Origin of the sequence: Aquibium oceanicum (assembly GCF_001889605.1) — a bacterium.
Taxonomy (GTDB): Bacteria; Pseudomonadota; Alphaproteobacteria; order Rhizobiales; family Rhizobiaceae; genus Aquibium; species Aquibium oceanicum.
Genome location: NZ_CP018171.1, coordinates 400,732 through 422,920, shown reverse-complemented (window position 1 = coordinate 422,920; position 22,189 = coordinate 400,732). Strand labels below are relative to the sequence as shown.

Here is a 22,189-nt window from a genome sequence, read left to right as displayed (position 1 = left end):
GGCTCAGAAGCGTTGCGGCGTATATAAGAACAGGTTTTTTGTCGCGCAAGCGCGCCTTTGGAATGCTTTGTCAGCGTTTTCGACGCAGAGAGAACGGCGGCTCGCGCACTTCCGATATCCGGCAGCCCGGCGCCCACTCGGCAAAGCGGTTCCTGCTCCCCATATCCCTTCCATGAACGCGACACCCGATCTCGACCTCTTCGAGCAGCGCCGCCACCGCGCGATGAACACGCTGCACACCTGGCTGCTCGGCGCGGGGAGCCTGCTTCTGCTCGCCGTCACCGCCTTCGTGTTCGCCGGCGGCACCGGCGTGGTCTACGCGCTCGTGTTCGGCGCCGTGTCGATGTGGATGGTGCGCCGCGTCAGCCCCAAAATGGTGCTGTCGATGTACAATGCGCGTCCGCTCACGCGCCGCGAGTTTCCGGAAGGCGTGGCGCTTGTGGAGGAACTGGCCCGCCGCGCCGATCTGCCTTCCGTCCCCGTGCTTCACGTCGTGCCGTCGAAACTGATGAACGCCTTCGCCGTCGGCCGGCGCGAGGAATCCGCCATCGCGGTGACCGACGCTCTGGTACGCCGCATGACGGCGCGCGAACTGGCCGGCGTGCTGGCCCACGAGATCAGCCACATCGCCAACGAGGACGTGAAGGTCATGGCCTTCGCCGACATGGTGTCGCGCTTCACCTCGATCATGTCGACGGTCGGCATTTTCACCCTGGTGCTGAACGTGCTCGGCTTCGCTGGCGGGTACGAGGCGCAGGTGCCGTGGCCAGCGGTCCTGATCCTGATTGCGTCGCCGACGATCGGCGGGCTGCTGCAACTCGCCCTGTCGCGCACGCGCGAGTATGATGCCGACCTCAACGCCGCGATCCTCACAGGCGATCCGGACGGCCTCGCTTCCGCCCTCCTGAAGCTGGAGCGGGCGCAGCGCCGCATCTGGGAAGGCCTGGTGCTGCCGGGCAGCCGAATGCCGGACGCCTCCGTGCTGCGCAGCCACCCGATCACCGAAGAGCGCATCCGGCGCCTGATGGCGCTGAAGTCCGCGCGCGGCCTGCGGGAACCGTCGCATCTGGCGGAGGCGGTCTCGCAGCCGCCCCGGCCGCGCCGCAGCTTCATACCCGATGCGGGACGGGCGCGCCGCCCGGTCGATTATCATCGCATCGCCTCGCTCATGGCGGCGGATCATCCTGTCCCGACCGAGCGCCACGACAGCCCGTCTCATGACGGACCGCTGGCCGAGCCCGACGGCCCGCCGCGCCTGCGCATCCGCCGCGGCGGGCTGTGGTGGTGAGCTACCGCTGGCAGACCGGGCAATAGAAGGTCGAGCGTCCGGACTGCACGATCCGCTGGATCACGCCGTTGCAGGTGAGCTTGGGACATGACTCGCCCTCGCGCCCGTAGACGGCGAAGGAGTGCTGGAAATAGCCCAGCGATCCGTCGGCGTGGACGTAGTCGCGCAGCGACGAGCCACCGGCTTCGATCGCGTCGGCGATCACCTCCCGCACCGCCGTCGCCAGCCGATCCGCCGCCTTCGTCGGCGCGCCGCTCTTCGTCACCAGCGTGCCCGCCAGGCGGCGCGGCGAGAGCGCGGCGCGCCAGAGCGCCTCGCAGACGTAGATGTTGCCGAGCCCTGCGATCAGCCGCTGGTCGAGCAGCGCCGCCTTCAGCGGCGCGCGCTTGTCGCGGAAGAGGCGGGCGAGCAGATCTCCGCTCAGTTCGTTGCCGGTCGGCTCCACGCCCAGATCCGCAAGCAGCGGGTGGTCCTGGAGATGACCAGGTTCGGCGAACAGCATGAAGCCGAAGCGGCGCGGATCGTTGAAGACGATGCGGCTCAGCCCGCCCGTTCGCTCCTCGAGGTGTAACACGACGTGGTCGTGCGCCGCCGCCTTGGAGCGCTCGTACAGGAACTCGCCGGGAACCACGGCCGTGTCGCCCGCCTCGATGCGCCAGGAACCGGACATGCCGAGATGGCTGATGAGGCCCAGCCCGTCGTCGAGTTGGGCGATGAGGTATTTCGCCCGCCGCGACAGCGCCTCCACACGGCGGCCCGTGAGGCGGCCGACGAAATCCGGCGGAAAGGGAAAGCGCAGGTCCGGGCGGCGTTGCTCGACGGAAAGGATGCGCGCGCCTTCCAGCGTCGGGGCGAGCCCGCGCCGGACCGTTTCGACCTCGGGAAGCTCAGGCATGCCGAGGGGTTTCGGGCAGGAAGGAGGTACCGTGAGGTCCGGGCGCCAGCCCGAGATGCGCGGCGACGGTTTCGCCGATGTCGGCGAAGGTCTGGCGCACGCCGATCGGACCGTCCGCATAGCCCGGCCCGAAGCAGAGGACCGGCACGCGCTCGCGCGTGTGGTCGGTGCCCTTCCAGGTCGGATCGCAGCCGTGGTCGGCGGTCAGAACCAGCAGGTCGCCATCCTTCAGCTTCGCCAGCGCCTCGGGAAGCCGCCGGTCGAAATCCTCCAGTGCCGCCGCGTAGCCAGCCACGTCGCGCCGGTGACCGAACAGGGAATCGAAATCGACGAAGTTGGCGAAGACGAGATCGCCGTCGCTGGCGTCTTCCATGGCGCCGAGCGCCTTGTCGAACAGCCCCATGTTGCCCGCCGCCTTGCGCACCTCCGACACACCTTGGTGAGCGAAGATGTCGCCGATCTTGCCCACCGCGATGACTTTGTGGCCGGCGTCCGTCACCCGGTCGAGCAGCGTCGGCTCGGCGGGCGGCACGGCATAGTCGCGTCGATTGGCAGTGCGCTCGAAGTCGGCCGCCGTCTCGCCCAGGAAGGGCCGCGCGATCACCCGCCCGATGTTGAGCGGATCGACGAGCTTCCGCACGATCTCGCACAGCTCGTAGAGCCGTTCGAGCCCGAAGTGCTCCTCGTGCGCGGCGATCTGGAACACCGAGTCCGCCGAGGTGTAGCAGATCGGCTTGCCGGTACGGACATGTTCCTCGCCGAGCCTGGCGATGATTTCCGTCCCGGAGGCATGACAATTGCCCAGAATGCCGGGAAGTTTCGCCTGCGCGATGATCGTATCGGTCAGGTCCTTCGGAAACGACGGCGTCTCGTCGGGGAAATAGCCCCAGTCGAAGGGCACGGGCACGCCAGCGATCTCCCAATGGCCGGAAGGTGTGTCCTTGCCGCTTGAAACCTCCTGCGCCGCTCCGAAGAAGCCTCTCGGCTCGGTCCGCTCGACGCCGTCCGGATAGGACCCGGACGCGAGTTCGGCGGCTTCGCCCAGGCCGAGTGCCAGCATGTTGGGAAGGTTCAGTGGTCCGCCGCGCAGGCCCGGCCGATCCGCCTCGCCCCGCGCCGCGGCTCGGGCGATGTGGCCGAGCGTGTCGGAGCCGAAATCGCCGAATGCCTTGGCATCGGGCGCACCGCCGATGCCGAAGGAATCGAGGACGAAAAGAAAGGCGCGGGCCATCGGGAAAAATCCGCTTCCGGAGGGAAAAACGACTGCACAGATAGGAATGAAGCCGGCAATTGGCAATTCGTAAACCAAACGGCAAGCCCGCGGCTGCATAGTCCGGCCGAAACCCGGCAAGGCAGGAGCGATCATGATTCGCGCGATGTTCGCGCTCGTGGCTGGAACGCTGGCCTTCGCGGCCGGCGCGTGTTCGGCCACCTGGGCGCAGGATACCGCCCGTCCCGCCGGCCTGCGGATCGGCATGCTGGGCGCCGGCCCGGCCATCGAAGGTGCCTCGGCCATCGAGCGCGCCTATGCGCAGGCGCTCGGCATGCCGGTGACGGTCTTCGCGGCGCCGGATTTTCCGACGCTGATCGAGGCGCAGGTCCGGTCCGACATCGACTACGCGATCTACTCCGCCAGCGCCTACGCGGTCGCCTGGAAGCTCTGCGGATGCATCGAACCGCTGGTGGCGCCGTCCGGGCGCGACGGCGCGAGCGGGGTGAAGGCGGTCCTGATCAGGCGCAAGGGGGCGAGCGGACCCGGGACATCGACAGTCTCCTCCGGACCGCGCGACGATGTGGGGGTCCTGTCCCTTTGGGGAGCCGAAGAGGCCAGTGCTCCGACGAGCGGCGCCAGCACGTCGGAAGCCGAAAAGGCCTTCCTCGCGGGCGAAACGCAGGAACTGGTCGGCTGGGTCGTGGACCGCGCCGTGGGCGGGCCGGATCTCGCGAGTGGCACGCTCGGCCGCCTGACGGCGGCGGGACTGGATCCGCAGGAAGTCGAGATCGCGTGGAGGTCCGACACGCTGCGCTTCGGCCCCCACGCAGTTCGCAAGGACCTGCCGGGCGACCTGAAGACCAGGCTCCGCAACTTCCTGGTCGAGCTCAGGCCGTCGGAGCCCGATCTCTACGAATATCTCGAGGCGGAGCGGCAGGGCGGCTTCGTGCGGGTATCACCGGACGATTACATGCCCGCCGTCGCGCTCGTCGAGGCCATCCGGAAGCGATAGCCGGCTTCTACATCACCGCGCCGATCTGCCACGGCACGAACTCGGAATCGCCATAGCCGAGCTCTTCGGATTTCGTCCGCTTGCCCGAGGCGACGGCGAGGATTTCGGCGAAGATCGCCTCGCCCTTCTCGCGCACCGACACCCCTTCCAGGATGTCGCCGCAGTTGATGTCCATGTCGTCGACCATGCGCTCGTACATCGGCGTGTTGGTGGCGAGCTTGATCGACGGCACCGGCTTGCAGCCATAAGCGGAACCGCGCCCCGTCGTGAAACAAAGCATGTTGGCACCGCCCGCGACCTGGCCCGTCGCCGAGACCGGATCGTAACCCGGCGTGTCCATGAAGACGAAACCCTTCTCCGTCACCGGCTCGGCATATTCGTAGACGGCATTGAGCGTGGTGGAGCCGCCCTTGGCGGCCGCGCCGAGCGATTTTTCGAGGATGGTCGTCAGCCCGCCAGCCTTGTTGCCCGGCGAGGGATTGTTGTTCATCTCGCCGCCGTTGCGCGCGGTGTAGTCTTCCCACCACTTTATGCGCTCGACCAGCTTCTCGCCGACCTCACGGTTCTTCGCCCGCCGGGTCAAAAGGTGCTCGGCGCCATAGATCTCCGGGGTCTCGGAAAGAATGGCGGTGCCGCCATTGTGCACGAGAATGTCGGCCGCGACGCCGAGCGCCGGGTTGGCCGTGATGCCGGAGTAACCGTCGGACCCGCCGCATTGCAGCGCCAGCGTCAGTTCCGAAACCGGGATCGTCTCCCGCGTCGCCGCGTTTGCGGCGGCGACCATCTCGCGGATGCGCTCCAGACCCTGCTCGATAGTCTTCCTCGTGCCGCCGCTCTCCTGGATGGTCATGGTGCGGAAGGTCTCGCTCTCCTCGATGCCATAAAGCTGCTTCATCCGGCCGATCTGGAACACCTCGCAGCCGAGCCCGACGAGCAGCACGCCGCCGAGATTAGGGTTGGCGGAATAGCCCCACTGCGTGCGCTTGAGGAGTTCGAAGCCCTCGCCGGAACCCGCCATGCCGCAGCCGGTGCCATGGGTGAAGGAGACGACACCGTCGACATTCTCGAATTCGTCCAGCATGCCCGATCGCGTCGCCGCCTCGGCCATGAAGCGGGCGACGGAGGCCGAGCAGTTCACGGAGGTCAGGATGCCGACATAGTTGCGCGTGCCGGCCCGGCCGTTGGCACGGCGGAAGCCTTCGAAGGTCGCCTGTTCCTCGACCGGCAAGATGTTCTCGGGCCGCGCGGCCTCGGCGAAGCGGTAGTCGCGGGCGAAATCGTGCATCTCGACATTGTGCTCGTGCACCCAGTCGCCCGGCTCGATCGGCTTCGAGGCGAAGCCGATGATCTGTCCGAACTTCATCACCGGTTCGCCGAGGGCGATCGGCCGCGCGGCGATCTTGTGGCCGAAGGGAACGCGCTGGCGCGCGACGACCCCCGGCGCGATGTCGGTGTCCGGCTCGATCCTGCCAGCCGCGACGACGATGTTGTCCTCGTCGGCGAGGCGCAGCGTGCGTGCGAGGGTCTGCGTGGCGCTCATCGGCTTCGTTCCTCCCTGAACCGCGATCCTTCGTCGGCCATCCATCGTGCGGCCGTTTCCTTTCATCTACAGCGTTTGCCGGCCGCTTGCCATGTCGTTCCAGCGGCAGGACGCGGCGCCGCCCTGCTTGCCCGCGCCGGCAGGCCGTGTAGACAGAGAGCTCTTCGAAGTCGCCGACGGGAGACATTGCTTGACGCGCCGCTACTCGGCTTTCAACCTGTTCCGGGAAGGACTGCGCGGCCATACCGGCTGGCAGCCGGCCTGGCGCTCGCCCGATCCGAAGCCGGCATACGATGCCGTCATCATCGGCGGCGGCGGGCACGGCCTGGCGACCGCGTATTATCTCGCGAAGAACCACGGCATGCGAAACGTCGCGGTCATCGAGAAGGGCTGGCTCGGCGGCGGCAACACCGGCCGCAACACCACCACCATCCGCTCCAACTACTTCTATCCCGAAAGCGTGGCGCTCTACGACTTCGCGCTGAAGCTCTACGAGGGGCTGGGGCGGGAGCTGAACTACAACATCATGTTCTCACAGCGCGGCGTGGTCACCGTGGCGCATTCCGAAGCCGAGATGGAAATCGCCGCGCGCATCGTCAACGCCATGCAGATCAACGGCACGGATGCCGAACTGCTCGGCCCGGACGCCGTGTTCGACAAGGCGCCGCTGCTTAACCGAGGACCGAAGGCGCGCTATCCCGTCTTCGGCGGCGTGTGGCAGGGTCGCGCGGGCGTCGCCCGCCACGACGCCGTCGCCTGGGGCTATGCGCGCGCCGCCGACGGTTTTGGCGTCGACATCGTCCAGAATTGCGAGGTGACCGGCTTCATCGTCGAGAACGGCCGCTGCGCCGGCGTCGAGACGAGCCGTGGATCGATCCGTGCCGGCGCGGTTGGGCTCGCCGTCGCCGGGCATTCCGGCGTGCTGGCCGCCAAGGCCGGCTTCGCGCTGCCGATCCAGTCCTATTCGCTGCAGGCGATGGTGTCGGAACCGGTGAAGCCATGCCTCGACACGGTGGTGCTCTATCTCGGCACCGGCACCTATCTCTTCCAATCCGACAAGGGCGAGATCGTGGTCGGCGGCGGGCTCGACCGCGTGCCCTCCTACGCCCAGCGGGGCAACCCGCCGATGCAGCGCACCGTGCTGTCGGGCATGCTGGAGATGTTTCCTTCCTTCGGGCAACTGAAGATGCTCAGGCAATGGGCCGGAAACGTCGACGTGGTGCCGGACTCCTCGCCGATCATCGGGCCCTCCCCGCTGCCGGGGCTCTTTCTCAACTGCGGCTGGGGCACCGGCGGCTTCAAGTCCATTCCCGCCGGTGGCTGGCTGATGGCGCACCTGATCGCCACCGGCTCGCATCACGAGATCAGCCGCCCCTTCGACCTCGACCGCTTCGCCACCGGGCGCCTGGTCGACGAGGCGGCCGGCTCCGGCATCGCGCACTGAGGGGCGGGTCATGCAGCGTTTTCCCTGTCCCTTCTGCGGCCCGCGCGACGAGACGGAGTTCCACTTCGCCGCCGAGGCCGGCAAGACCCGGCCCGAGCCGGCGGGCGAGGTCGGCGCGGAACGCTGGGCCGAATATCTCCACCTGAAGAAGAACCCGAAGGGCCCGACGCGGGAGATCTGGGTGCACACGACCTGCGGCGAGTTTTTCCTGATGGAGCGGAATACGGTCACGCACGAAGTGGTCGGTTCGTCGGCGCTGGGAGCAGAATCGTGAGCAGCAAGCGCATCGCCGTTTCCGGCGCGCCGCCACGCGAACTGCGGTTCAGCTTCGACGACAAGGCCCTGACCGGCATCGAAGGCGACACGATCGCTTCGGCGCTGCTGGCCAACGGGGTGCGGGTCGTCGGGCGTAGCTTCAAGTATCACCGCCCGCGCGGCATTTTTGGTGCCTGGAGCGAGGAGCCCAATGCCGTCGTCGATGTCGCGCTGGACGGCGTGCACACGCCGAATGTGCGCGCCACGACACACACTCTCGCCGAGGGAATGGAAGTCCGCTCCGTCAACACCGGAGCGGGCGCGGAGCGGGACCGCAACGCGCTGATCGACCGGTTCGGACAATTCCTGCCTGCCGGTTTCTACTACAAGACTTTCCTGTGGCCCGACTGGCACATGTTCGAGCCGCGCATCCGCGCTATGGCGGGGCTCGGCCGGCTCGACCCGGCGACAGAGCCGCCGGCCGACTGTCCCCTGATCAGCGCCCATTGCGACCTGCTCGTCGTCGGCGCCGGCCCGGCCGGGCTGGCGGCGGCCCGTTCGGCTGCCGCGGCCGGGAAGCGCGTGATGCTCGTGGACGACCAGGACCGGCTCGGCGGATCGCTGCACCATCGCGGGGGCGTGATCGACGGACTTTCCGGCACGGAGTGGGCACAGGCGGTGGCGAAAGACCTGACGGCTGCCGGCCACAGTGTCCTTACAAGCACGACCGCCTTCGGCGTCTACGACCACAACCTCGTCGCGCTGTGGCAGCACCGGTCCGGGGCGCCTGACGCGCTGTGGCACGTGCGGGCGAAACGGATCGTGCTTGCCGCCGGGGCCATCGAGCGACCGCTGGTGTTTCCCGACAACGACCGCCCCGGGGTCATGTCGGCGGAAGCCGCCCTGGTCTATCTGAGGCGCCACGGCGTGCTCGTCGGTGGACGGATCGTGCTCGCGACAAACAACGACATGGCCTATGCGGCGGCGGCCGCGCTGCGCGAGGCCGGCGCGTCGGTGATCGTCGCAGACACGAGGCAGTCGGCGGAGACCGGAGCCGATGTGCGGGTGGGCGGGCGGATCGAAGCCGTGCACGGGACCGGCGGCGTGGAGGCCGTGACCGTCGGCGGCGAGCGCATCGAGGCCGACTGCCTCCTCGTCTCGGGCGGCTTCACGCCGACGGTGCACCTCTTCTGCCAGGCCGGCGGGAAACTGCGGTTCGACGAGAGCATCGCCGCCTTCGTTCCCGGCGACCCTGTCGCCGGCATCGTGGTCGCCGGCGCCGCGAACGGGCGGTTTTCCCTGTCGGAGGTGGTCGCCGAAGGGCACCGGGCGGGTGATGGGAACGGCGAGGCGCCGAAGACGGATACCGAAGACGAACGCTACGGGATCGAGCCGGCGTGGCCGGCGCCCGCCGGCAAGGCGCGGCAATGGGTCGACTTCCAGAACGACGTCACCGTCAAGGACATCGAACTCGCCGCGCGCGAGAATTTCCGCTCCGTCGAGCATCTGAAGCGCTACACGACGCTCGGCATGGCCACCGACCAGGGCAAGACGTCCAACATGAACGGGCTCGCCGCGATGGCCGCGATCACCGGGCAGACGATCGCCGAGACCGGAACCACGACCTATCGGCCGCCCTTCGTGCCGGTGCCCTTCACCGTTGTGGCCGGGCGGCGGCGCGGCGAGTTCTTCAATCCCGTGCGCCGGCTGGTGCTGGAAAACGAGCATCGCGCCGCCGGCGCGGTGTTCCGCGAATATGGCGGCTGGCTAAGACCCGCCTGGTACGGCACGAGTTCCGGCGCCGACGAGGTGGCCCGCGAAGCGCGGCAGGCGCGCGCGACGGCCGGCATCCTCGACGGCTCGCCGCTCGGCAAGATCGAGGTCATCGGCCCGGACGCCGGCGCGCTGGTCGACTACAATTCCTACCAGACGATCTCTACCCTGAAGCCAGGGCGCATCCGCTACGGCTTCATGCTGACCGAAAGCGGCGTGATCTACGACGACGGCGTGGTCTCCAAGGTCTCGGACGAGCATTACGTCGTCTCGTGCTCCTCGGGGCACGTGCCGGGCGTGGTCGCCCGGCTCGAGGAATGGCGGCAGGACAGGTTCGACCGCGCCCGCGTGTTCATCCACAACTCCACCCCGCAGTGGGCAACGTTGACGGCCACCGGCCCGCGCTCGCGCGATCTGGTCGCATCGCTGTCGCTCGGCGTCGACCTGTCGGACGAGGCACTGCCCCACATGAGCTTTTCCGATGGAAGCTTCGCCGGCGGTCCGGCGCGCGTGGCCCGCGTCTCTTTCACCGGCGACCGATCCTACGAGGTCTCCGTGCCGTCGTCCCGCGCGAAGGCCCTCAACGACGCGATGCAGGAGGCGGGGCGGACGCTTGAGGCGGTCACGCTCGGGTCGGAGGCGCTGCTCATGCTGCGCGCCGAAAAGGGCTACATCATCGCCGGCAAGGACACGGACGGCACGACCATGCCGCACGACCTCGGCGTCATGGGTCCGCGCGACCGGCGCAAGGGAGAGTTCGTCGGCAAGCGCTCGCTGTTCACGGAGAATGCGGTGCGCGAGGATCGGCCGCAGGGCGTCGGGCTGACGGTGCCCGACGGCGCGCCGCCGCTTCCCACGGGCGCCCATGCCGTCGAGACCGCCAAGGGGAGGCGCCGCTCCATCGGCTTCGTCACCTCGAGCTACGAAAGCCCTTCGCTCGGCAGGCCCGTCGCGCTCGCGCTGGTCGAACGCGGCCTGTCTCGCATGGGCGAGGAGATCGAGCTCTTCCATCTCGGCGTCACGATGAAGGCAACGATCGCGCCGGTCTGCGCCTTCGATCCCGAAGGAGCGCGCATCAATGGCTAGGCGAGCGGAAAATGTGCCGGCTCCTCAGGGTTTCCGCGCCGGCTACGACGCAGCGGACAAGTGGACGCCCTATCCCGACTGGAGCAAGGCCGGCATCGCGAGGGAGGGCTGGTCGGCGCGACCGGTGCCGATGCTGTCGCAGGTGCTGGTCAGCGGCGATCTAGCGGAAGCGCGCCAAATCCACGCGCCCGACGCCGCCGAAGCCGGATTGTGGAGCATCGTGACAGGCGACCCGTACCTCGTTCGTCTCGCACGCGACCGCGCCCTTTTCGCCTCCAGCGAGCCCCTCGCCATTGCCCTTGGCTGGAACGAGGGCTGGGCCGCCAGTCCGGCCAGTGACGCCTTTTTCGTGATCGACATCGAAGGACCGTCGATGCGGGCCGTGGTCGCGGAGGCGACGGGCGCCGATCTCGACGCCGGAAGTCCCTCGGCAGCCCTGCTCTTTGCCGGCGTGAACGCCATTCTCTACCGCATGGCCGAGGACCGCGCTCGCATCCACGTCGAGGCCGGCTTCGGTCCCTATCTCTGGCGCTGGCTGGAAGAGCGGCGCGGCTGAGGCCCCACCCCTCCCCGGGACTATTCGTTAGCCGGCGCAATACCGCTTGCATGCTTGCGCAGGCGCGCGAAACTCATCGCTATGTGGGAGCGCCGGATGTGACCCACCACCTCCAGATCCCCGATCTCGATCGCGGCAACGATATCGGCGACCTCCCGCTGGAAGATGCGGATCTCTTCCTCGATCATTTCCGTGAACCGGCTGAACCTCGACGCGGTTTTCAGCCAGATGCGGCTCGTCTGGTAGTAGAGACGCTCGCTGATCTCCCGCAGCGGCTCGTTGGCGGTCAGTCCGTTGAGCAGGTGGAAGAAATCCATGTTGGTGCGGGCGAATTCGCGCGGATCGGGCTGGCGGACGAGGTCGTCGCAACGCGCGAGCAGGGCGCGGAAATCGGCCATCCGCGCCTCTCCGGGCACGACCGGCGAGAGCTTGCCGATCAGTTCCGCCAGTTCCACCCGAAGCTGGTAGACCTGCTCCAGGCTGTCGATCTCGATGTCCGTGACGATGGTGCCGACGCCGTGCACGGATCTCAGCAGGCCTTCCGCCTCCAGCTTCACCAGGACGCGGCGGATCGGGGTACGGCTGACGTTGAACTCGGCCGCCAGGTCCTCCTCGCGCAGCCGCTCCAGCGGCGGATGGTCGAGCATGCAGATGCGCGTCCGGAGCGTCCTGTAGATCCGGTCGAAGCGTTCGCGCGCGCCCTCTTCCGATGCTTCCCCGTCAAGGCGGTGGGCGATCTCCATCTGCTTCGGCCTTTCCCCCCTCAAGCCGCCATCTTGACGCACAATCTCTCCAGCATGTCGAGACAGGCCGAAAGCTGGTCGAGCGCGATGTATTCATCCGGCTTGTGCGCCTGCGCGATCGAGCCCGGACCGCAGACGACGACCGACATGCCGAGCGCCTGGAACAGCCCCGCCTCGGTGCCGAAGGCGACGACGTCCGCCTCGGTGGTACCGGTGAGTTCGAAGACGATGTCGCGCGCTTCGGATTCGTCCACCACCTCGAGGCCCGCCACCTCGCCGATCGTGCGGGTGACGATGTCCGCCTGCGGTGAGACCGAATGCATGGCAGGCCTCAGGACCGTGTCGACATAGTCCGCAATGTCGCGCTTGACGAAATCGGCATCGCCGGCCTGCACCGGCCGCATCTCCCAGTCGACGCTGCACTGGCCGGCAATGACATTGTGCGCGACGCCGCCGGCGATGCGGCCGACTTGCAGGGTGGTCCATGGCGGCGTGAAACGGCTTGCGGCCGGCGCGCGCGATTGCAGCGCCTCGCGCAGGTCGAGCAGGCGGCTGATGTAGCGCGTGGCGTATTCCACCGCGTTCACCCCGAGTTCCGGGCGCGAGGCATGGCCTTCGAGCCCGGTGAACTCGGTGGTGTATTCGTAGCAGCCCTTGTGTCCCTCGATGACGCGCATGGAGGTCGGCTCGCCGATGATGGCGACCGACGGCTTCACGCCCATGCGCTCGATCTCGCCCACCAGCGTGCGCGCACCCATGCAGCCCACCTCCTCGTCGTGGGTGAAGGCGAAATGCAGCGGGCGCTTCAGCTCCACCGCGGCGAACCGAGGTGCCATGGCGAGCGCGGCGGCGATGAAGCCCTTCATGTCGCAGCTTCCGCGGCCGAAGAGCAGGCCGTCGCGCTCGCCCATGACGAAGGGATCGCTTGTCCAGTCCTGGCCCGCCACCGGAACGACGTCGGTGTGGCCGGACAGGATCACGCCGCCGTCGCCCGCGGGTCCGAGGGTGGCGAAGAGATTGGCCTTGGTGCCGCTCTCGCTGCGCGACAGCGAAAGCGTGGCGCCGGCATTGCTCAGCAGATCCGCGACGTAGGTGATCAGCTCCAGATTGCTCTCGGACGAGACGGTCGAAAAGGCGATGAGGTCGGAAAGGATCGCGCGGGTTTGCGCCAGCGTGGTCATTCGGGTCAGTTCTTCACGAACAGCTTGCGCGGCCGGTTGCACAGGCACTCGGCGGCGCCGGTGTCGCGGATCAGGATGCTTTCGGTGATCTCCAGACCCCAGTCGCTCATCCAGAGGCCCGGCATGAAATGGAAGGTCATGCCCGGCTCCAGGATCGTGTCGTCCTCGGTGCGGAACGAGATCGTCCGTTCGCCCCAGTCCGGCGGGTAGGAGATGCCGATCGGGTAGCCGCAGCGCCCTTCGCGCTTGATGCCGGCCTTTTCCAGCGATTTGTAGAGCGCATCGGCCACCTGTCCCGCCCGGTTGCCGGCGCGGGCGGCTTCGAGACCTTCCTCCAGCCCCTCGGCCAGCGCTTTTTCGGCTTCGAGCAGGTATTGCGGCGGCGTTCCGAGGAAGACCGTGCGGCAGAACGGAACGTGGTAGCGGCGGTAGCAGCCGGCGATCTCGAAGAAGGTCGCCGACCCCTCGTCGAAGCGCCGACCGTCCCAGGTCAGGTGGGGCGCGGCAGCATCGGAGCCGCTCGGCAGCAGCGGGACGATCGCCGGATACTCGCCCCAGTCGTCATCGACGCCGCGGATGGCGTCGCCATAGATCTCGGCGACGAGGTCGTTCTTCTTCAGGCCCGGCTCGACGCGCTCCATGATGCCGTCGACGATCTTCTCGGAGATGCGCGCCGCGCGGCGCATGAAGACGATCTCCTCGTCCGACTTTACCGTGCGCTGCCAGTTCACCAGCGCGGTGGCGTCGATGAGGCTGGCGTCGGGCAGCTCGTCCTTGAGGACCAGATAGGCCTTGGCGGAGAAATAATAGTTCTCGAGTTCAAGGCCGATGCGCTTGCCGCCGTAGCCGCGCTCGCGCATCAGCGCGGCGAGCGTCTCCATGGGATGCAGCTTCGGCGACTGGATGTAGTTGTCCGTGTAGCTCGCCACCCGCTCGTCGGCCATCCACACGGTGCGGACCGCGCCGTTGGCATCCTGCGCCCTGCCCCACCAGATCGGGTCCTCGTCGTGGAAGACGATCACCCCCTGGTGCACATAGAAGGACCAGCCGTCGTAGCCGGTCAGCCACGCCATGTTGGACGGGTCCTCGATGAAGAGGACGTCGATCTCCTTCGCTGCCATGGCGGCGCGCACCTTGGCGAGGCGGCGGTCGTATTCGGCGGTGCTGAAGGGCAATTGTGTAGCGGGCATGCTTCCTCCTCGAGCGGTGCGGGGATCGCCCTGACCGCGGTCGCCTTCATGTGTACGTCTACTTCACCGTATGTCCGGCTAGCAGATGCTTTCGCAGGGATCGCAAGAACAATCCGTTGACAGCGTAGCTCGCGGGATTGATGTTGTGCACAACAAGCCGACAATGCCAATAGTGTAGCCCACACGGACGAGGCCGTCCGGGCGTCCTACAAGCCCGTCGGCAACGTGCGCCCCCGGGCTTTCCAACCCACACATCGGACCGCTGGCGAGCGAACGGGCGGTCGAAATGCAGGTGGCGCAGGTCGCCGACGGGCTCGCGAAAGGCGCGCGGCTGGTCTGCGGTAAACCGCACCAGGATCACCGGCGCGCCGGTGCCGTTCGGCGGCGTCAAGCAGGCCGGGCTCGGGCGCGAGGGGTCGCGCCACGGCATGGAAGCCTATACGGACATCGAATACATCCGCCGCGACGCCGCCTGAGCGCACCGGCCATCGAACGAACAGGAGAGAAAACATGCTGAAGAACGACCTGATCGACCAATGGGACCGGGACCATTTCTTCCATCCCTCGACGCACCTCGCCCAGCATGCGCGCGGCGAGACGCCGAACCGCATCGTCACCGGCGGCAAGGGCGTGTTCATCGAGGACCGCGACGGCAACCGCCTGCTCGACGCCTTTGCCGGCCTCTACTGCGTCAACGTCGGCTATGGCCGCCCCGAGATCGCCGAGGCGATCGCCGCGCAGGCCAAGGAACTCGCCTACTATCACGCTTACGTCGGCCACGGCACGGAAGCCTCCGTCACGCTGGCGAAGATGGTGCTGGAGCGGGCGCCGAAGAACATGTCCAAGGTCTATTTCGGCCTCGGCGGATCCGACGCCAACGAGACCAACGTCAAGCTCGTCTGGTACTACAACAACATCCTGGGGCGGCCTGAGAAGAAGAAGATCGTATCGCGCTGGCGCGGCTATCACGGCTCCGGCCTGGTCACCGGGTCGCTGACGGGGCTGAAGCTCTTCCACGACAAGTTCGACCTGCCGCTCGATCGTATCCTGCACACCGAGGCGCCGTACTTCTACCGCCGACCCGACCTGGCGATGAGCGAAGCCGACTTCGTTGCGCATTGCGTGGCGGAACTCGAGGCGCTCATCGAGCGCGAGGGCGCCGACACCATCGCCGCCTTCATCGGCGAGCCCGTACTCGGCACGGGCGGCATCGTCCCGCCGCCGGCGGGCTATTGGGAAGCCATCCAGACCGTTCTGAAGAAGCACGACATCCTGCTCATCGCCGACGAGGTCGTGACGGGCTTCGGACGGCTGGGCACCATGTTCGGGTCCGACCATTTCGGCATCGAGGCCGACATTATCACCATCGCCAAGGGGTTGACCTCCGCCTATGCGCCGCTGTCGGGCTCGATCATCTCGAAGAGGGTCTGGGAGGTGCTGGAGCGCGGCACAGACGAGAACGGCCCGATCGGCCACGGCTGGACCTATTCCGCGCATCCGATCGGCGCCGCGGCCGGCGTCGCCAACCTCGAGCTGATCGACAGCCTCGGCCTGGTGAAGAACGCCGGCGAGACGGGCGCCTACCTGAACGGCGCGATGAAGGATGCGCTTGGCCGCCACGCAAATGTCGGCGACGTGCGCGGCGAAGGCATGCTGTGCGCGGTCGAGTTCGTCGACGACAAGGACAAGCGGACCTTCTTTGACCCGGCGCGCAAGATCGGCCCCGCCGTTGCCGCGGCGCTGCTGAAGAAAGGCGTCATCGCCCGCGCCATGCCGCAAGGCGACATCCTTGGCTTCGCCCCACCCCTCTGCCTCACCCGCGCCGAAGCCGACGAAATCGTCGGCAAGACGGCGGACGCCGTAAAGGACGTTCTCGGCTGAGACTGCGGCAAGTCGGACTTTGAAGGTGTGACGCGAACCGCCCCGCCATCGTCCCTCCCCCTTGAGGGGAGGGCCAGGGTGGGGGTCCGCGCGAAGCGCGAGGGAAAGAGCATTTTCGTTCCGGCTTTGGAGCCAAGCTCCACCGAACCTGTTCCTCGTTCCGCCCTTCGGGTGGACCCCCACCCCCAACCACCCCCCTCAAGGGGGAGGGGTGCCGCGGGAGCTCCTGCCGGCTCCTGAAAATCAGCGCTGCCAGGGGTGCATTCGGCAGCGCAAAATGGCACTTTGCCGAGCGAACTCCGCGACAGAAGGAACCGCGCCGTGGCGATGGGGCACAGGACGATCCATTCGGCAAGCTGCCATTGCGGATGGGACAACTCCCTTCCGCCGGCGATGACGATCGCCCCCGGCGAGTCGGTACGCTTCGAGTGCCGCGATGCCGCTTACGGACATTTCGGGCCAGCCTCGGTCGACGCCGACGTGAAGGCGCTCGATTTCGACCGGGTCAATCCGGTCACCGGCCCGGTCTTCATCGACGGGGCGGAGCCGGGCGACTGCCTCAAGGTGACGATCGGAAATTTCGAACCGTCCGGCTTCGGCTGGACGGCGATCATCCCCGGCTTCGGCCTGCTCGCCGACCAGTTCAGCGATCCGCGCCTGCATCTGTGGGAATACGACAGCCGAGCCGCCAAGCCCGCGATGTTCGGCCGCCACGCCCACATTCCGCTGAAGCCGTTCGCCGGCACGATCGGCGTTGCGCCCGCGCAACCCGGACTGCATTCGATCGTTCCGCCGCGCCGGGTCGGCGGCAATCTCGACATACGCGATCTCTCGGCCGGCACAGTGCTCTATCTGCCAGTGGAGGTTCGCGGCGCGCTGTTTTCGGTCGGCGACACGCATGCCGCACAGGGCGACGGCGAGATCTGCGGCACGGCGATCGAAAGCGCCATGGACGCCGCGTTCACCTTCGACCTGATCAAGCGCAAGGCGCCGCCCATGCCGCGCTTCACCACGCCCGGCCCGGTGACGCGCCATCTCGACGGCGCGGGCTACGAGGTGACGACGGGCGTCGGGCCTGACCTCATGGAGGCAGCGCGCAACGCGGTCTCGGGCATGATCGATCTTCTGGCCGCCACGCGCGGCATGGCGCCGGAGGAGGCCTACATGCTCTGCTCGGTCTGCGGCGATCTCAGGATCAGCGAGATCGTCGACGCGCCGAACTGGGTCGTGTCCTTCTATTTTCCGCGCATCGTCTTCGAATAGGAGACCCGCCGCTCACTCCGCTCCTGCCGCTCGACCGGGCGGAAAGACCTCGTATCCCGGTTCTTCGGGTTCGTCGTCGACCAGTTCCTGCGGAAAGCCCGGAGCGAGTATGGAAAGACCCGTCGCCTCCTCCAGCCGCCGGATGATGTCGTCCGAATTCGCCCGTTCGCCGTAGCGGCGCTGTCCGTCGCGAAAAATGTCGATCATCAGCGGCGATATCTCCAGCGGAATGCCGTTGCGTTCCGCGATCGTCTGGAACAGGCCGATGTCCTTCATCACGAGGTCCATCGAGAAGTCGACGTCGCGCGAGCCGGAGAGGATCAGCTGGCTCTCCGTCTCGTGCACGAAGGACGTGCCGGACGATATTTTGATCGCCTCGTAGGTGGTGGCGAGATCCATGCCTGCCGCCTTCATGGTCACCAGCGCCTCGCACAGCGTGAGAAGGTTGGCGGTGGCGAGATAGTTGGTCATGACCTTCAGCGTCGAGGCCGTGCCGACCGGCCCCGTGTGCAGGATGCGGCGGCCGAGCACCTTCAGCACCGGCAGGACCCGCTCGAACACGGCGCGGTCGCAGCCGGCGAAGATCGAGATATTGCCGGTCGCCGCGCGGTGCACGCCGCCCGAAACCGGGCAATCGATGGCAGCGGCGCCGAGCGCCTCGACCTTCGCCGCCAGCCGCGTGATCTCGGCCGTGTCGGTGGTCGACATCTCCGACCAGATTTTTCCCTCTCCGAGGCCGGCGAGGATGCCGTCGTCGGCTTCCAGCACCTTCGCGGACGCGGCCGGCGAGGGCAGGCAGGTGATCACCATGTCGCATTCCTGCGCCATCGCGCGCGGGCTCTCGCCCCATGCAGCACCCGCCTCCAGGAAGCGGGTGGCAGCGGCCCGGTCGAGGTCGCGCACCGTCAGATCGAAGCCGTTGCGCAGAAGCGATCCGGCGAGCTTGCCGCCGACATTGCCAAGCCCGATGAAGCCTATTTTCATGTGTTCTCCCTGCCCGTCCGGCGTCCGATGGCGACGCGCCTAGAACTTCAATTCCATATCCGCGGCGCGTCGGCGTGCCAGAACGCGACGCGCATTGGGCAAATCGTTGGAAAAGGCACGCTCGCGCGCCTGTTCCGGGCCGTGGCCGTGCGAGAGCCATCGCTCGATGAGCCGCCGCTCCAGTTCGGCTTCGGCCACGTCGAGGAAGACGGCAAAGTCGAACACCGGCGCCAGCCGCGACCACGGCTCCTCGTCCGACAGCAGGTAGTTCCCCTCGACCAGCACGAACTTCACCGCGCCGCCGACGACCGCCGCGCCGGCGCGCGAAAAATCCCCGGCGCGGTCGAACAGCGGAATGACGACGTCGGCTTCGCGGTCACGAACGCGCCGCAGCGTGGCGTGAAATCCGCCGAAGTCGAACGTTTCCGGCGCACCCTTGCTGGCCATCAGTCCGCGCGCCTGGAGTACGCTGTTGTCGAGGTGGAACGCGTCCATCGGCAGCACGCAGGCAGTGCCTTCCGGCAAAAGGGGAACCAGCGCCTCGGCAAGCGTCGACTTTCCGACGCCCGGCGGTCCGGCGATAGCGACGAGAACGCGCTCGCAGCCCGCGCCCTTGCGAAAGATGGCGGCCGCGAGATGGGCGATGTCGGACATGCTATTACCTCCCTTGCATCCTCCACGGGATCAGCCGAGCCACCGCTCGTAGTCGGAGACGAGCAGATGGAGCGGCTCGACGTCCTCCTCGATCCCGGAGAACCGCTCGAGCGGTTCGGCGAAGACATTGTCGGTCAGATCGTCGTTCACCGTCGAGACCTCGCCGACCAGCACGTCCTTTTCAGCCGCCCAGAAGGCGTGCCACACGCCCGGAAGCAGCGTGACGCTCTCACCCGGTGCGAGCGTCAGCACGCCGCCCGCCGGGAGCGTCCGGAGGATCCCGTCGGTGGGCACCGTCACGCCGGAGGCCCGGTCGATCGAACCGTCGGGGGCGGAGGCGAAAAGCTCGAGCGCCAGCGTGCCGCCGCCCCGGTTGACGATGTCCTCGGCCTTGATGACGTGGCGGTGCATCGGCGAGAGCTGGTCGCGCCGGGAGATCATGATCTTTTCCGCATAAAGCATGCCAAGGCCGCGCTGCAGGTCGGCCACGTTGCCGTTGCGCACGGTGAAGAGAAACAGGCCGAGCCGCTCGAAATCGCCCTTGCCGTAATCGGTGATGTCCCAACCGAGCCGCGCATCGACGATCCCCACGATTTCGTCGCGGCGCGCCTTCATCTGGGCGGGCGACCAGTAGGCGAACGGCGGCAGGCGGTATCCGAAGGAGCGGATGAACTCGTCCGCTTCGGCAAGAATCCGGTTCACGGTCGAACGCTTCATGCTCCCTCCCGCAGTCCGTTCAGGGCGAGATTATCACCGAGCAGGGCGGCGGGAGAAAGACCCTGGAACGGAAACGGCCGCGGTTTCCCGCGGCCGTCGATGTTCAGGAATGTATTTTCGCGGCTTACATGTTGCCGGAATACTTGTCGACCAGCGAGCGGGCTTCCTCGACGAGGGCCTTGCCGTCCTTGCCCTTGCCGTCCATCTCGGCTTCCCAGCCTTCGATCAGCGGCTCGGCGGCATCCTTCCAGCGCTGCGTCTCGGCTTCGTCGAGCACGATGATGTTGTTGCCGAGCTTCTCGGCGATCGCCTTGCCGGCGGTATCGCCTTCGTCCATGACACGACCGAAGAACGCGGCGGTCTCCATGCCCGAATTGTCGTCGATGACCTTCTTCAGATCATCCGGCAGGGCGTCGTAGGATGCCTTGTTCATGGCCACCACGAAGGTCTGGGTGTAGAGGCCGTTCTTGCCCGAGAACGTGGTGTGGTTCTTCACCAGTTCGCTGACCTTGAGGGCCGGTGTCACTTCCCAGGGAATGGTCGTCGCCGTGATGACGCCCTTGGAAAGGGCTTCCGAGACGGCGGGAACCGGCATGCCGACGGGCGTGGCGCCCAGTTTTTCGAGCATCTGGTTGATGACGCGCGAACCGCCACGGATCTTGAGGCCGTTCATGTCCTCGAGCGTGTTGACCGGGTCCTTGGAGTGGATGAGACCGGGTCCGTGGGCGTGCCAGGCGATCACCTTCACGTCCGAGAACTCGTCCATGCAGTTCTTTTCGCAGTATTCCTGCAAAGCGCGCGACGTGGCCTCGCCCGTGGTCATCATGAACGGAAGCTCGAAGGCCTCGGTGGTGGGGAAGCGGCCCGGCGTGTAGCCGATCACGGTCCAGATCAGGTCTACGGCGCCGTCCTTGGCCTGGTCGTAGAGTTCAGGCGGCTTGCCGCCGAGCGCCATGGCGTCGAACTGCTCGACCTTGATGCGGCCGCCCGATTCGCTCATCACCTTTTCCGCCCACGGCTTGATCGCCTTGGCCGGGATGGTCGCCTGCGGCGGCAGCATCTGGTGGAAGCGCAAGGTGACGTCCTGCGCGAAGGTCGACACGGTCATCGCGCCGAACGCGACGGCAGCGGCTATGGAGCATTTCAGCATTTTCATTGGAATTCCTCCCTTGGTCCTGCATTGTTATACGATAAAACCATTTGCGTTGCCAGTGGGCATGTTGGCATGTCGGCGTCCGACGCGCGCATATGGTTGACGCCCGCAGGAATGCGCGACGATCGGGCCGTGGCTGGCTCTTGAGTCCGCGCCTGCCGGGGCCTATGCGGTACATCGACCCAGCCTGTCCATGAGGGAGAAGAAGACATTGCCTTCCACCAGCGTTTCCAAGCCGCCCTACCGCGCCGACCATGTGGGGAGCCTCTTGCGCCCGCAGTCCGTCAAGGACGCGCGAAAGAAGTTCTATGACGACCGGTCCATCGATGCCGCGGAGTTGAAGGCCGCCGAGGACGAGGCGATCCGCGACGCCATCAAGCTGCAGGAGGAAGTCGGGCTGCTCGCCGTGACCGACGGCGAGATCCGCCGCTCGTTCTGGCACTACGACTTCATGGGCGGCCTCACCGGGCTCGACCTCGAGGAGCGCGAGGAAGGCGTCCAGTTCCACGGCGTCAAGCTGCGCCCCATTTTCCCCACCATCACCGGCAAGCTCGATTTTCCCGAAGACCATCCGATGATCGAGCACTTCAAGTTCGTCGCGGCCAACACCAAGGTGACGCCGAAGATCTCGATCCCGGGCCCCAGCTGCTGCCACTTCCGCACCGCGAAGGCGGACATCCATCCGAAGGAGTACCAGGAGGATGCCGAGGCGCTGTTCGCCGACCTCGCGAAGACCTACGCCAAGGCCGTCAAGGTCTTCTACGACGCCGGATGCCGCTACCTTCAGATGGACGACATCTTCTTCGCCTATCTGTGCGACCCCAAGCACCGGGAGGCAAAGAAGGCCGAAGGCTTCGATCCCGACTGGCTGATCGACCGCTACGCCTGGATGATGCACGAGGCGATCAAGGACCGCCCCGAGGACATGGTCATCGGCATGCACATGTGCCGCGGCAATTTCGTCTCGACCTATGCCGCCGAGGGCGCCTACGATCCCGCCGCCGACGCGATCTTCAACAAGACCGGCGTCGACATCTACTTCATGGAGTACGATAGCGAGCGCGCCGGCGGGCTGGAGCCGCTGCGCCTGCTCCCCAAGGGCAGCAAGCGCGTGCTCCCCGGCTTCATCACCACCAAGACCGGCGAGCTCGAGGACATCGAGGACCTGAAGCGCAAGTTCGAGGCGGCCTCGCAATACGCCGACCTCGACCAGCTCGGCATCGCCCCCCAATGCGGCTTCGCCTCCACCGAGGAAGGCAACAAGGTCACGGCGGACGACCAGAAGCGCAAGCTGGAGCTGGTGGTAAAGACGGCGGAAGCAATCTGGGGCGGCGTGGACAAGTAGGTTCTGCGTTCCGCGC

General features: G+C 67.0%; 19 protein-coding genes and 1 pseudogene. 10 read left to right on the top strand and 10 right to left on the bottom strand.

Annotated elements, in window-relative coordinates; translation table 11 throughout:
- The first annotated feature begins 172 nt into the window (after positions 1 to 172).
- The gene (locus tag BSQ44_RS02150) at positions 173 to 1,288 is read left to right on the top strand and encodes a zinc metalloprotease HtpX (protein ID WP_072601730.1); all 1,116 of its coding nucleotides are present in this window, start codon (positions 173 to 175) and stop codon (positions 1,286 to 1,288) included.
- A gap of 1 nt (position 1,289) precedes the next feature.
- On the opposite strand, the gene mutM is transcribed toward BSQ44_RS02150, so the two are convergent.
- Together mutM and BSQ44_RS02140 are read right to left on the bottom strand one after the other, a co-directional pair.
- Complete coding sequence (gene mutM / locus BSQ44_RS02145; protein WP_072601729.1) at positions 1,290 to 2,183, bottom strand: bifunctional DNA-formamidopyrimidine glycosylase/DNA-(apurinic or apyrimidinic site) lyase; 894 nt, start codon at positions 2,181 to 2,183, stop codon at positions 1,290 to 1,292.
- Positions 2,176 to 3,414, bottom strand: a complete 1,239-nt coding sequence (locus tag BSQ44_RS02140; RefSeq protein WP_072601728.1) for a phosphopentomutase — start codon at positions 3,412 to 3,414, stop codon at positions 2,176 to 2,178. Before BSQ44_RS02140 ends, mutM begins: the two co-directional genes overlap by 8 nt.
- 133 nt (positions 3,415 to 3,547) lie before the next feature.
- On the opposite strand from BSQ44_RS02140, the gene BSQ44_RS02135 reads away from it, so the two are divergent.
- A complete protein-coding gene (locus BSQ44_RS02135) occupies positions 3,548 to 4,408 on the top strand; it encodes a PhnD/SsuA/transferrin family substrate-binding protein (protein ID WP_072601727.1) in 861 nt (286 codons plus the stop codon).
- Positions 4,409 to 4,415: 7 nt separating this feature from the next.
- Here BSQ44_RS02135 and BSQ44_RS02130 read toward each other — a convergent pair whose 3' ends face one another.
- Entirely contained in the window at positions 4,416 to 5,948 is a 1,533-nt protein-coding gene (locus tag BSQ44_RS02130; RefSeq protein WP_072601726.1) for a UxaA family hydrolase, read from the bottom strand.
- A 190-nt stretch (positions 5,949 to 6,138) separates the two neighbouring features.
- On the opposite strand from BSQ44_RS02130, the gene BSQ44_RS02125 reads away from it, so the two are divergent.
- The 4 genes from BSQ44_RS02125 to BSQ44_RS02110 are packed head-to-tail and all read left to right on the top strand — an operon-like array spanning position 6,139 to position 11,062.
- Positions 6,139 to 7,392: a sarcosine oxidase subunit beta family protein gene (locus BSQ44_RS02125; protein WP_072601725.1), complete on the top strand. Its 1,254-nt coding sequence runs from the start codon at positions 6,139 to 6,141 to the stop codon at positions 7,390 to 7,392.
- 10 nt (positions 7,393 to 7,402) lie between these two features.
- The gene (locus BSQ44_RS02120; RefSeq protein WP_072601724.1) at positions 7,403 to 7,666 is read left to right on the top strand and encodes a sarcosine oxidase subunit delta; all 264 of its coding nucleotides are present in this window, start codon (positions 7,403 to 7,405) and stop codon (positions 7,664 to 7,666) included.
- Positions 7,663 to 10,506 (top strand): sarcosine oxidase subunit alpha family protein, encoded by a 2,844-nt coding sequence (locus BSQ44_RS02115; protein WP_072601723.1) that lies wholly within the window; start codon positions 7,663 to 7,665, stop codon positions 10,504 to 10,506. Before BSQ44_RS02120 ends, BSQ44_RS02115 begins: the two co-directional genes overlap by 4 nt.
- Positions 10,499 to 11,062, top strand: coding sequence for an aminomethyltransferase family protein (locus BSQ44_RS02110; protein ID WP_072601722.1), 564 nt, complete (start codon positions 10,499 to 10,501; stop codon positions 11,060 to 11,062). The genes BSQ44_RS02115 and BSQ44_RS02110 overlap by 8 nt, the downstream gene beginning before the upstream one ends.
- 20 nt (positions 11,063 to 11,082) lie before the next feature.
- On the opposite strand, the gene BSQ44_RS02105 is transcribed toward BSQ44_RS02110, so the two are convergent.
- From BSQ44_RS02105 to BSQ44_RS02095, 3 genes are read right to left on the bottom strand one after another with little or no spacing between them, the layout of a single operon-like run.
- Complete coding sequence (locus BSQ44_RS02105; RefSeq protein WP_072601721.1) at positions 11,083 to 11,805, bottom strand: GntR family transcriptional regulator; 723 nt, start codon at positions 11,803 to 11,805, stop codon at positions 11,083 to 11,085.
- A gap of 20 nt (positions 11,806 to 11,825) precedes the next feature.
- Positions 11,826 to 12,986 carry an acetylornithine deacetylase gene (gene argE / locus BSQ44_RS02100; protein ID WP_072601720.1) on the bottom strand — a complete coding sequence of 387 codons (1,161 nt, stop codon included), beginning with the start codon at positions 12,984 to 12,986 and terminating at the stop codon, positions 11,826 to 11,828.
- A gap of 5 nt (positions 12,987 to 12,991) precedes the next feature.
- Entirely contained in the window at positions 12,992 to 14,176 is a 1,185-nt protein-coding gene (locus BSQ44_RS02095) for a M24 family metallopeptidase (RefSeq protein ID WP_072601719.1), read from the bottom strand.
- Positions 14,177 to 14,505: 329 nt separating this feature from the next.
- Here BSQ44_RS02095 and BSQ44_RS26470 point away from each other — a divergent pair.
- The 3 genes and pseudogenes from BSQ44_RS26470 to BSQ44_RS02080 form a co-directional block, all read left to right on the top strand.
- A pseudogene (locus tag BSQ44_RS26470) lies at positions 14,506 to 14,652 on the top strand (aldehyde dehydrogenase family protein); the annotation flags it as partial.
- 34 nt (positions 14,653 to 14,686) lie between these two features.
- Positions 14,687 to 16,057, top strand: a complete 1,371-nt coding sequence (locus BSQ44_RS02085; protein ID WP_072601718.1) for an aspartate aminotransferase family protein — start codon at positions 14,687 to 14,689, stop codon at positions 16,055 to 16,057.
- Positions 16,058 to 16,384: 327 nt separating this feature from the next.
- Positions 16,385 to 17,320: an acetamidase/formamidase family protein gene (locus BSQ44_RS02080; protein WP_072601717.1), complete on the top strand. Its 936-nt coding sequence runs from the start codon at positions 16,385 to 16,387 to the stop codon at positions 17,318 to 17,320.
- Positions 17,321 to 17,332: 12 nt separating this feature from the next.
- On the opposite strand, the gene BSQ44_RS02075 is transcribed toward BSQ44_RS02080, so the two are convergent.
- The 4 genes from BSQ44_RS02075 to BSQ44_RS02060 form a co-directional block, all read right to left on the bottom strand.
- On the bottom strand, positions 17,333 to 18,304 hold the full coding sequence (locus BSQ44_RS02075) for an NAD(P)-dependent oxidoreductase (protein ID WP_072601716.1): 972 nt from the start codon (positions 18,302 to 18,304) through the stop codon (positions 17,333 to 17,335).
- 39 nt (positions 18,305 to 18,343) lie between these two features.
- On the bottom strand, positions 18,344 to 18,958 hold the full coding sequence (locus BSQ44_RS02070; RefSeq protein ID WP_072601715.1) for a nucleoside/nucleotide kinase family protein: 615 nt from the start codon (positions 18,956 to 18,958) through the stop codon (positions 18,344 to 18,346).
- 30 nt (positions 18,959 to 18,988) lie between these two features.
- Positions 18,989 to 19,675, bottom strand: a complete 687-nt coding sequence (locus BSQ44_RS02065; RefSeq protein ID WP_072601714.1) for a D-lyxose/D-mannose family sugar isomerase — start codon at positions 19,673 to 19,675, stop codon at positions 18,989 to 18,991.
- 124 nt (positions 19,676 to 19,799) lie between these two features.
- Positions 19,800 to 20,831, bottom strand: a complete 1,032-nt coding sequence (locus BSQ44_RS02060; protein ID WP_072601713.1) for a TRAP transporter substrate-binding protein — start codon at positions 20,829 to 20,831, stop codon at positions 19,800 to 19,802.
- A gap of 208 nt (positions 20,832 to 21,039) precedes the next feature.
- Here BSQ44_RS02060 and BSQ44_RS02055 point away from each other — a divergent pair, with 208 nt between their 5' ends.
- On the top strand, positions 21,040 to 22,173 hold the full coding sequence (locus BSQ44_RS02055; RefSeq protein ID WP_235633325.1) for a 5-methyltetrahydropteroyltriglutamate--homocysteine S-methyltransferase: 1,134 nt from the start codon (positions 21,040 to 21,042) through the stop codon (positions 22,171 to 22,173).
- Positions 22,174 to 22,189 lie beyond the last annotated feature (16 nt).

Excerpts from the sequence above, each read along its gene's own strand:
- BSQ44_RS02060 (WP_072601713.1), bottom strand. The coding sequence starts at position 20,831 with ATGAAAATGCTGAAATGCTCCATAGCCGCTGCCGTCGCGTTCGGCGCG.
- mutM (WP_072601729.1), bottom strand. The coding sequence starts at position 2,183 with ATGCCTGAGCTTCCCGAGGTCGAAACGGTCCGGCGCGGGCTCGCCCCG.
- BSQ44_RS02110 (WP_072601722.1), top strand. The coding sequence starts at position 10,499 with ATGGCTAGGCGAGCGGAAAATGTGCCGGCTCCTCAGGGTTTCCGCGCC.
- BSQ44_RS02080 (WP_072601717.1), top strand. The coding sequence starts at position 16,385 with ATGGGGCACAGGACGATCCATTCGGCAAGCTGCCATTGCGGATGGGAC.
- argE (WP_072601720.1), bottom strand. The coding sequence starts at position 12,986 with ATGACCACGCTGGCGCAAACCCGCGCGATCCTTTCCGACCTCATCGCC.
- BSQ44_RS02140 (WP_072601728.1), bottom strand. The coding sequence starts at position 3,414 with ATGGCCCGCGCCTTTCTTTTCGTCCTCGATTCCTTCGGCATCGGCGGT.
- BSQ44_RS02065 (WP_072601714.1), bottom strand. The coding sequence starts at position 19,675 with ATGAAGCGTTCGACCGTGAACCGGATTCTTGCCGAAGCGGACGAGTTC.
- BSQ44_RS02070 (WP_072601715.1), bottom strand. The coding sequence starts at position 18,958 with ATGTCCGACATCGCCCATCTCGCGGCCGCCATCTTTCGCAAGGGCGCG.
- BSQ44_RS02085 (WP_072601718.1), top strand. The coding sequence starts at position 14,687 with ATGCTGAAGAACGACCTGATCGACCAATGGGACCGGGACCATTTCTTC.
- BSQ44_RS02095 (WP_072601719.1), bottom strand. The coding sequence starts at position 14,176 with ATGCCCGCTACACAATTGCCCTTCAGCACCGCCGAATACGACCGCCGC.
- BSQ44_RS02135 (WP_072601727.1), top strand. The coding sequence starts at position 3,548 with ATGATTCGCGCGATGTTCGCGCTCGTGGCTGGAACGCTGGCCTTCGCG.
- BSQ44_RS02105 (WP_072601721.1), bottom strand. The coding sequence starts at position 11,805 with ATGGAGATCGCCCACCGCCTTGACGGGGAAGCATCGGAAGAGGGCGCG.
- BSQ44_RS02150 (WP_072601730.1), top strand. The coding sequence starts at position 173 with ATGAACGCGACACCCGATCTCGACCTCTTCGAGCAGCGCCGCCACCGC.
- BSQ44_RS02120 (WP_072601724.1), top strand. The coding sequence starts at position 7,403 with ATGCAGCGTTTTCCCTGTCCCTTCTGCGGCCCGCGCGACGAGACGGAG.
- BSQ44_RS02075 (WP_072601716.1), bottom strand. The coding sequence starts at position 18,304 with ATGAAAATAGGCTTCATCGGGCTTGGCAATGTCGGCGGCAAGCTCGCC.
- BSQ44_RS02130 (WP_072601726.1), bottom strand. The coding sequence starts at position 5,948 with ATGAGCGCCACGCAGACCCTCGCACGCACGCTGCGCCTCGCCGACGAG.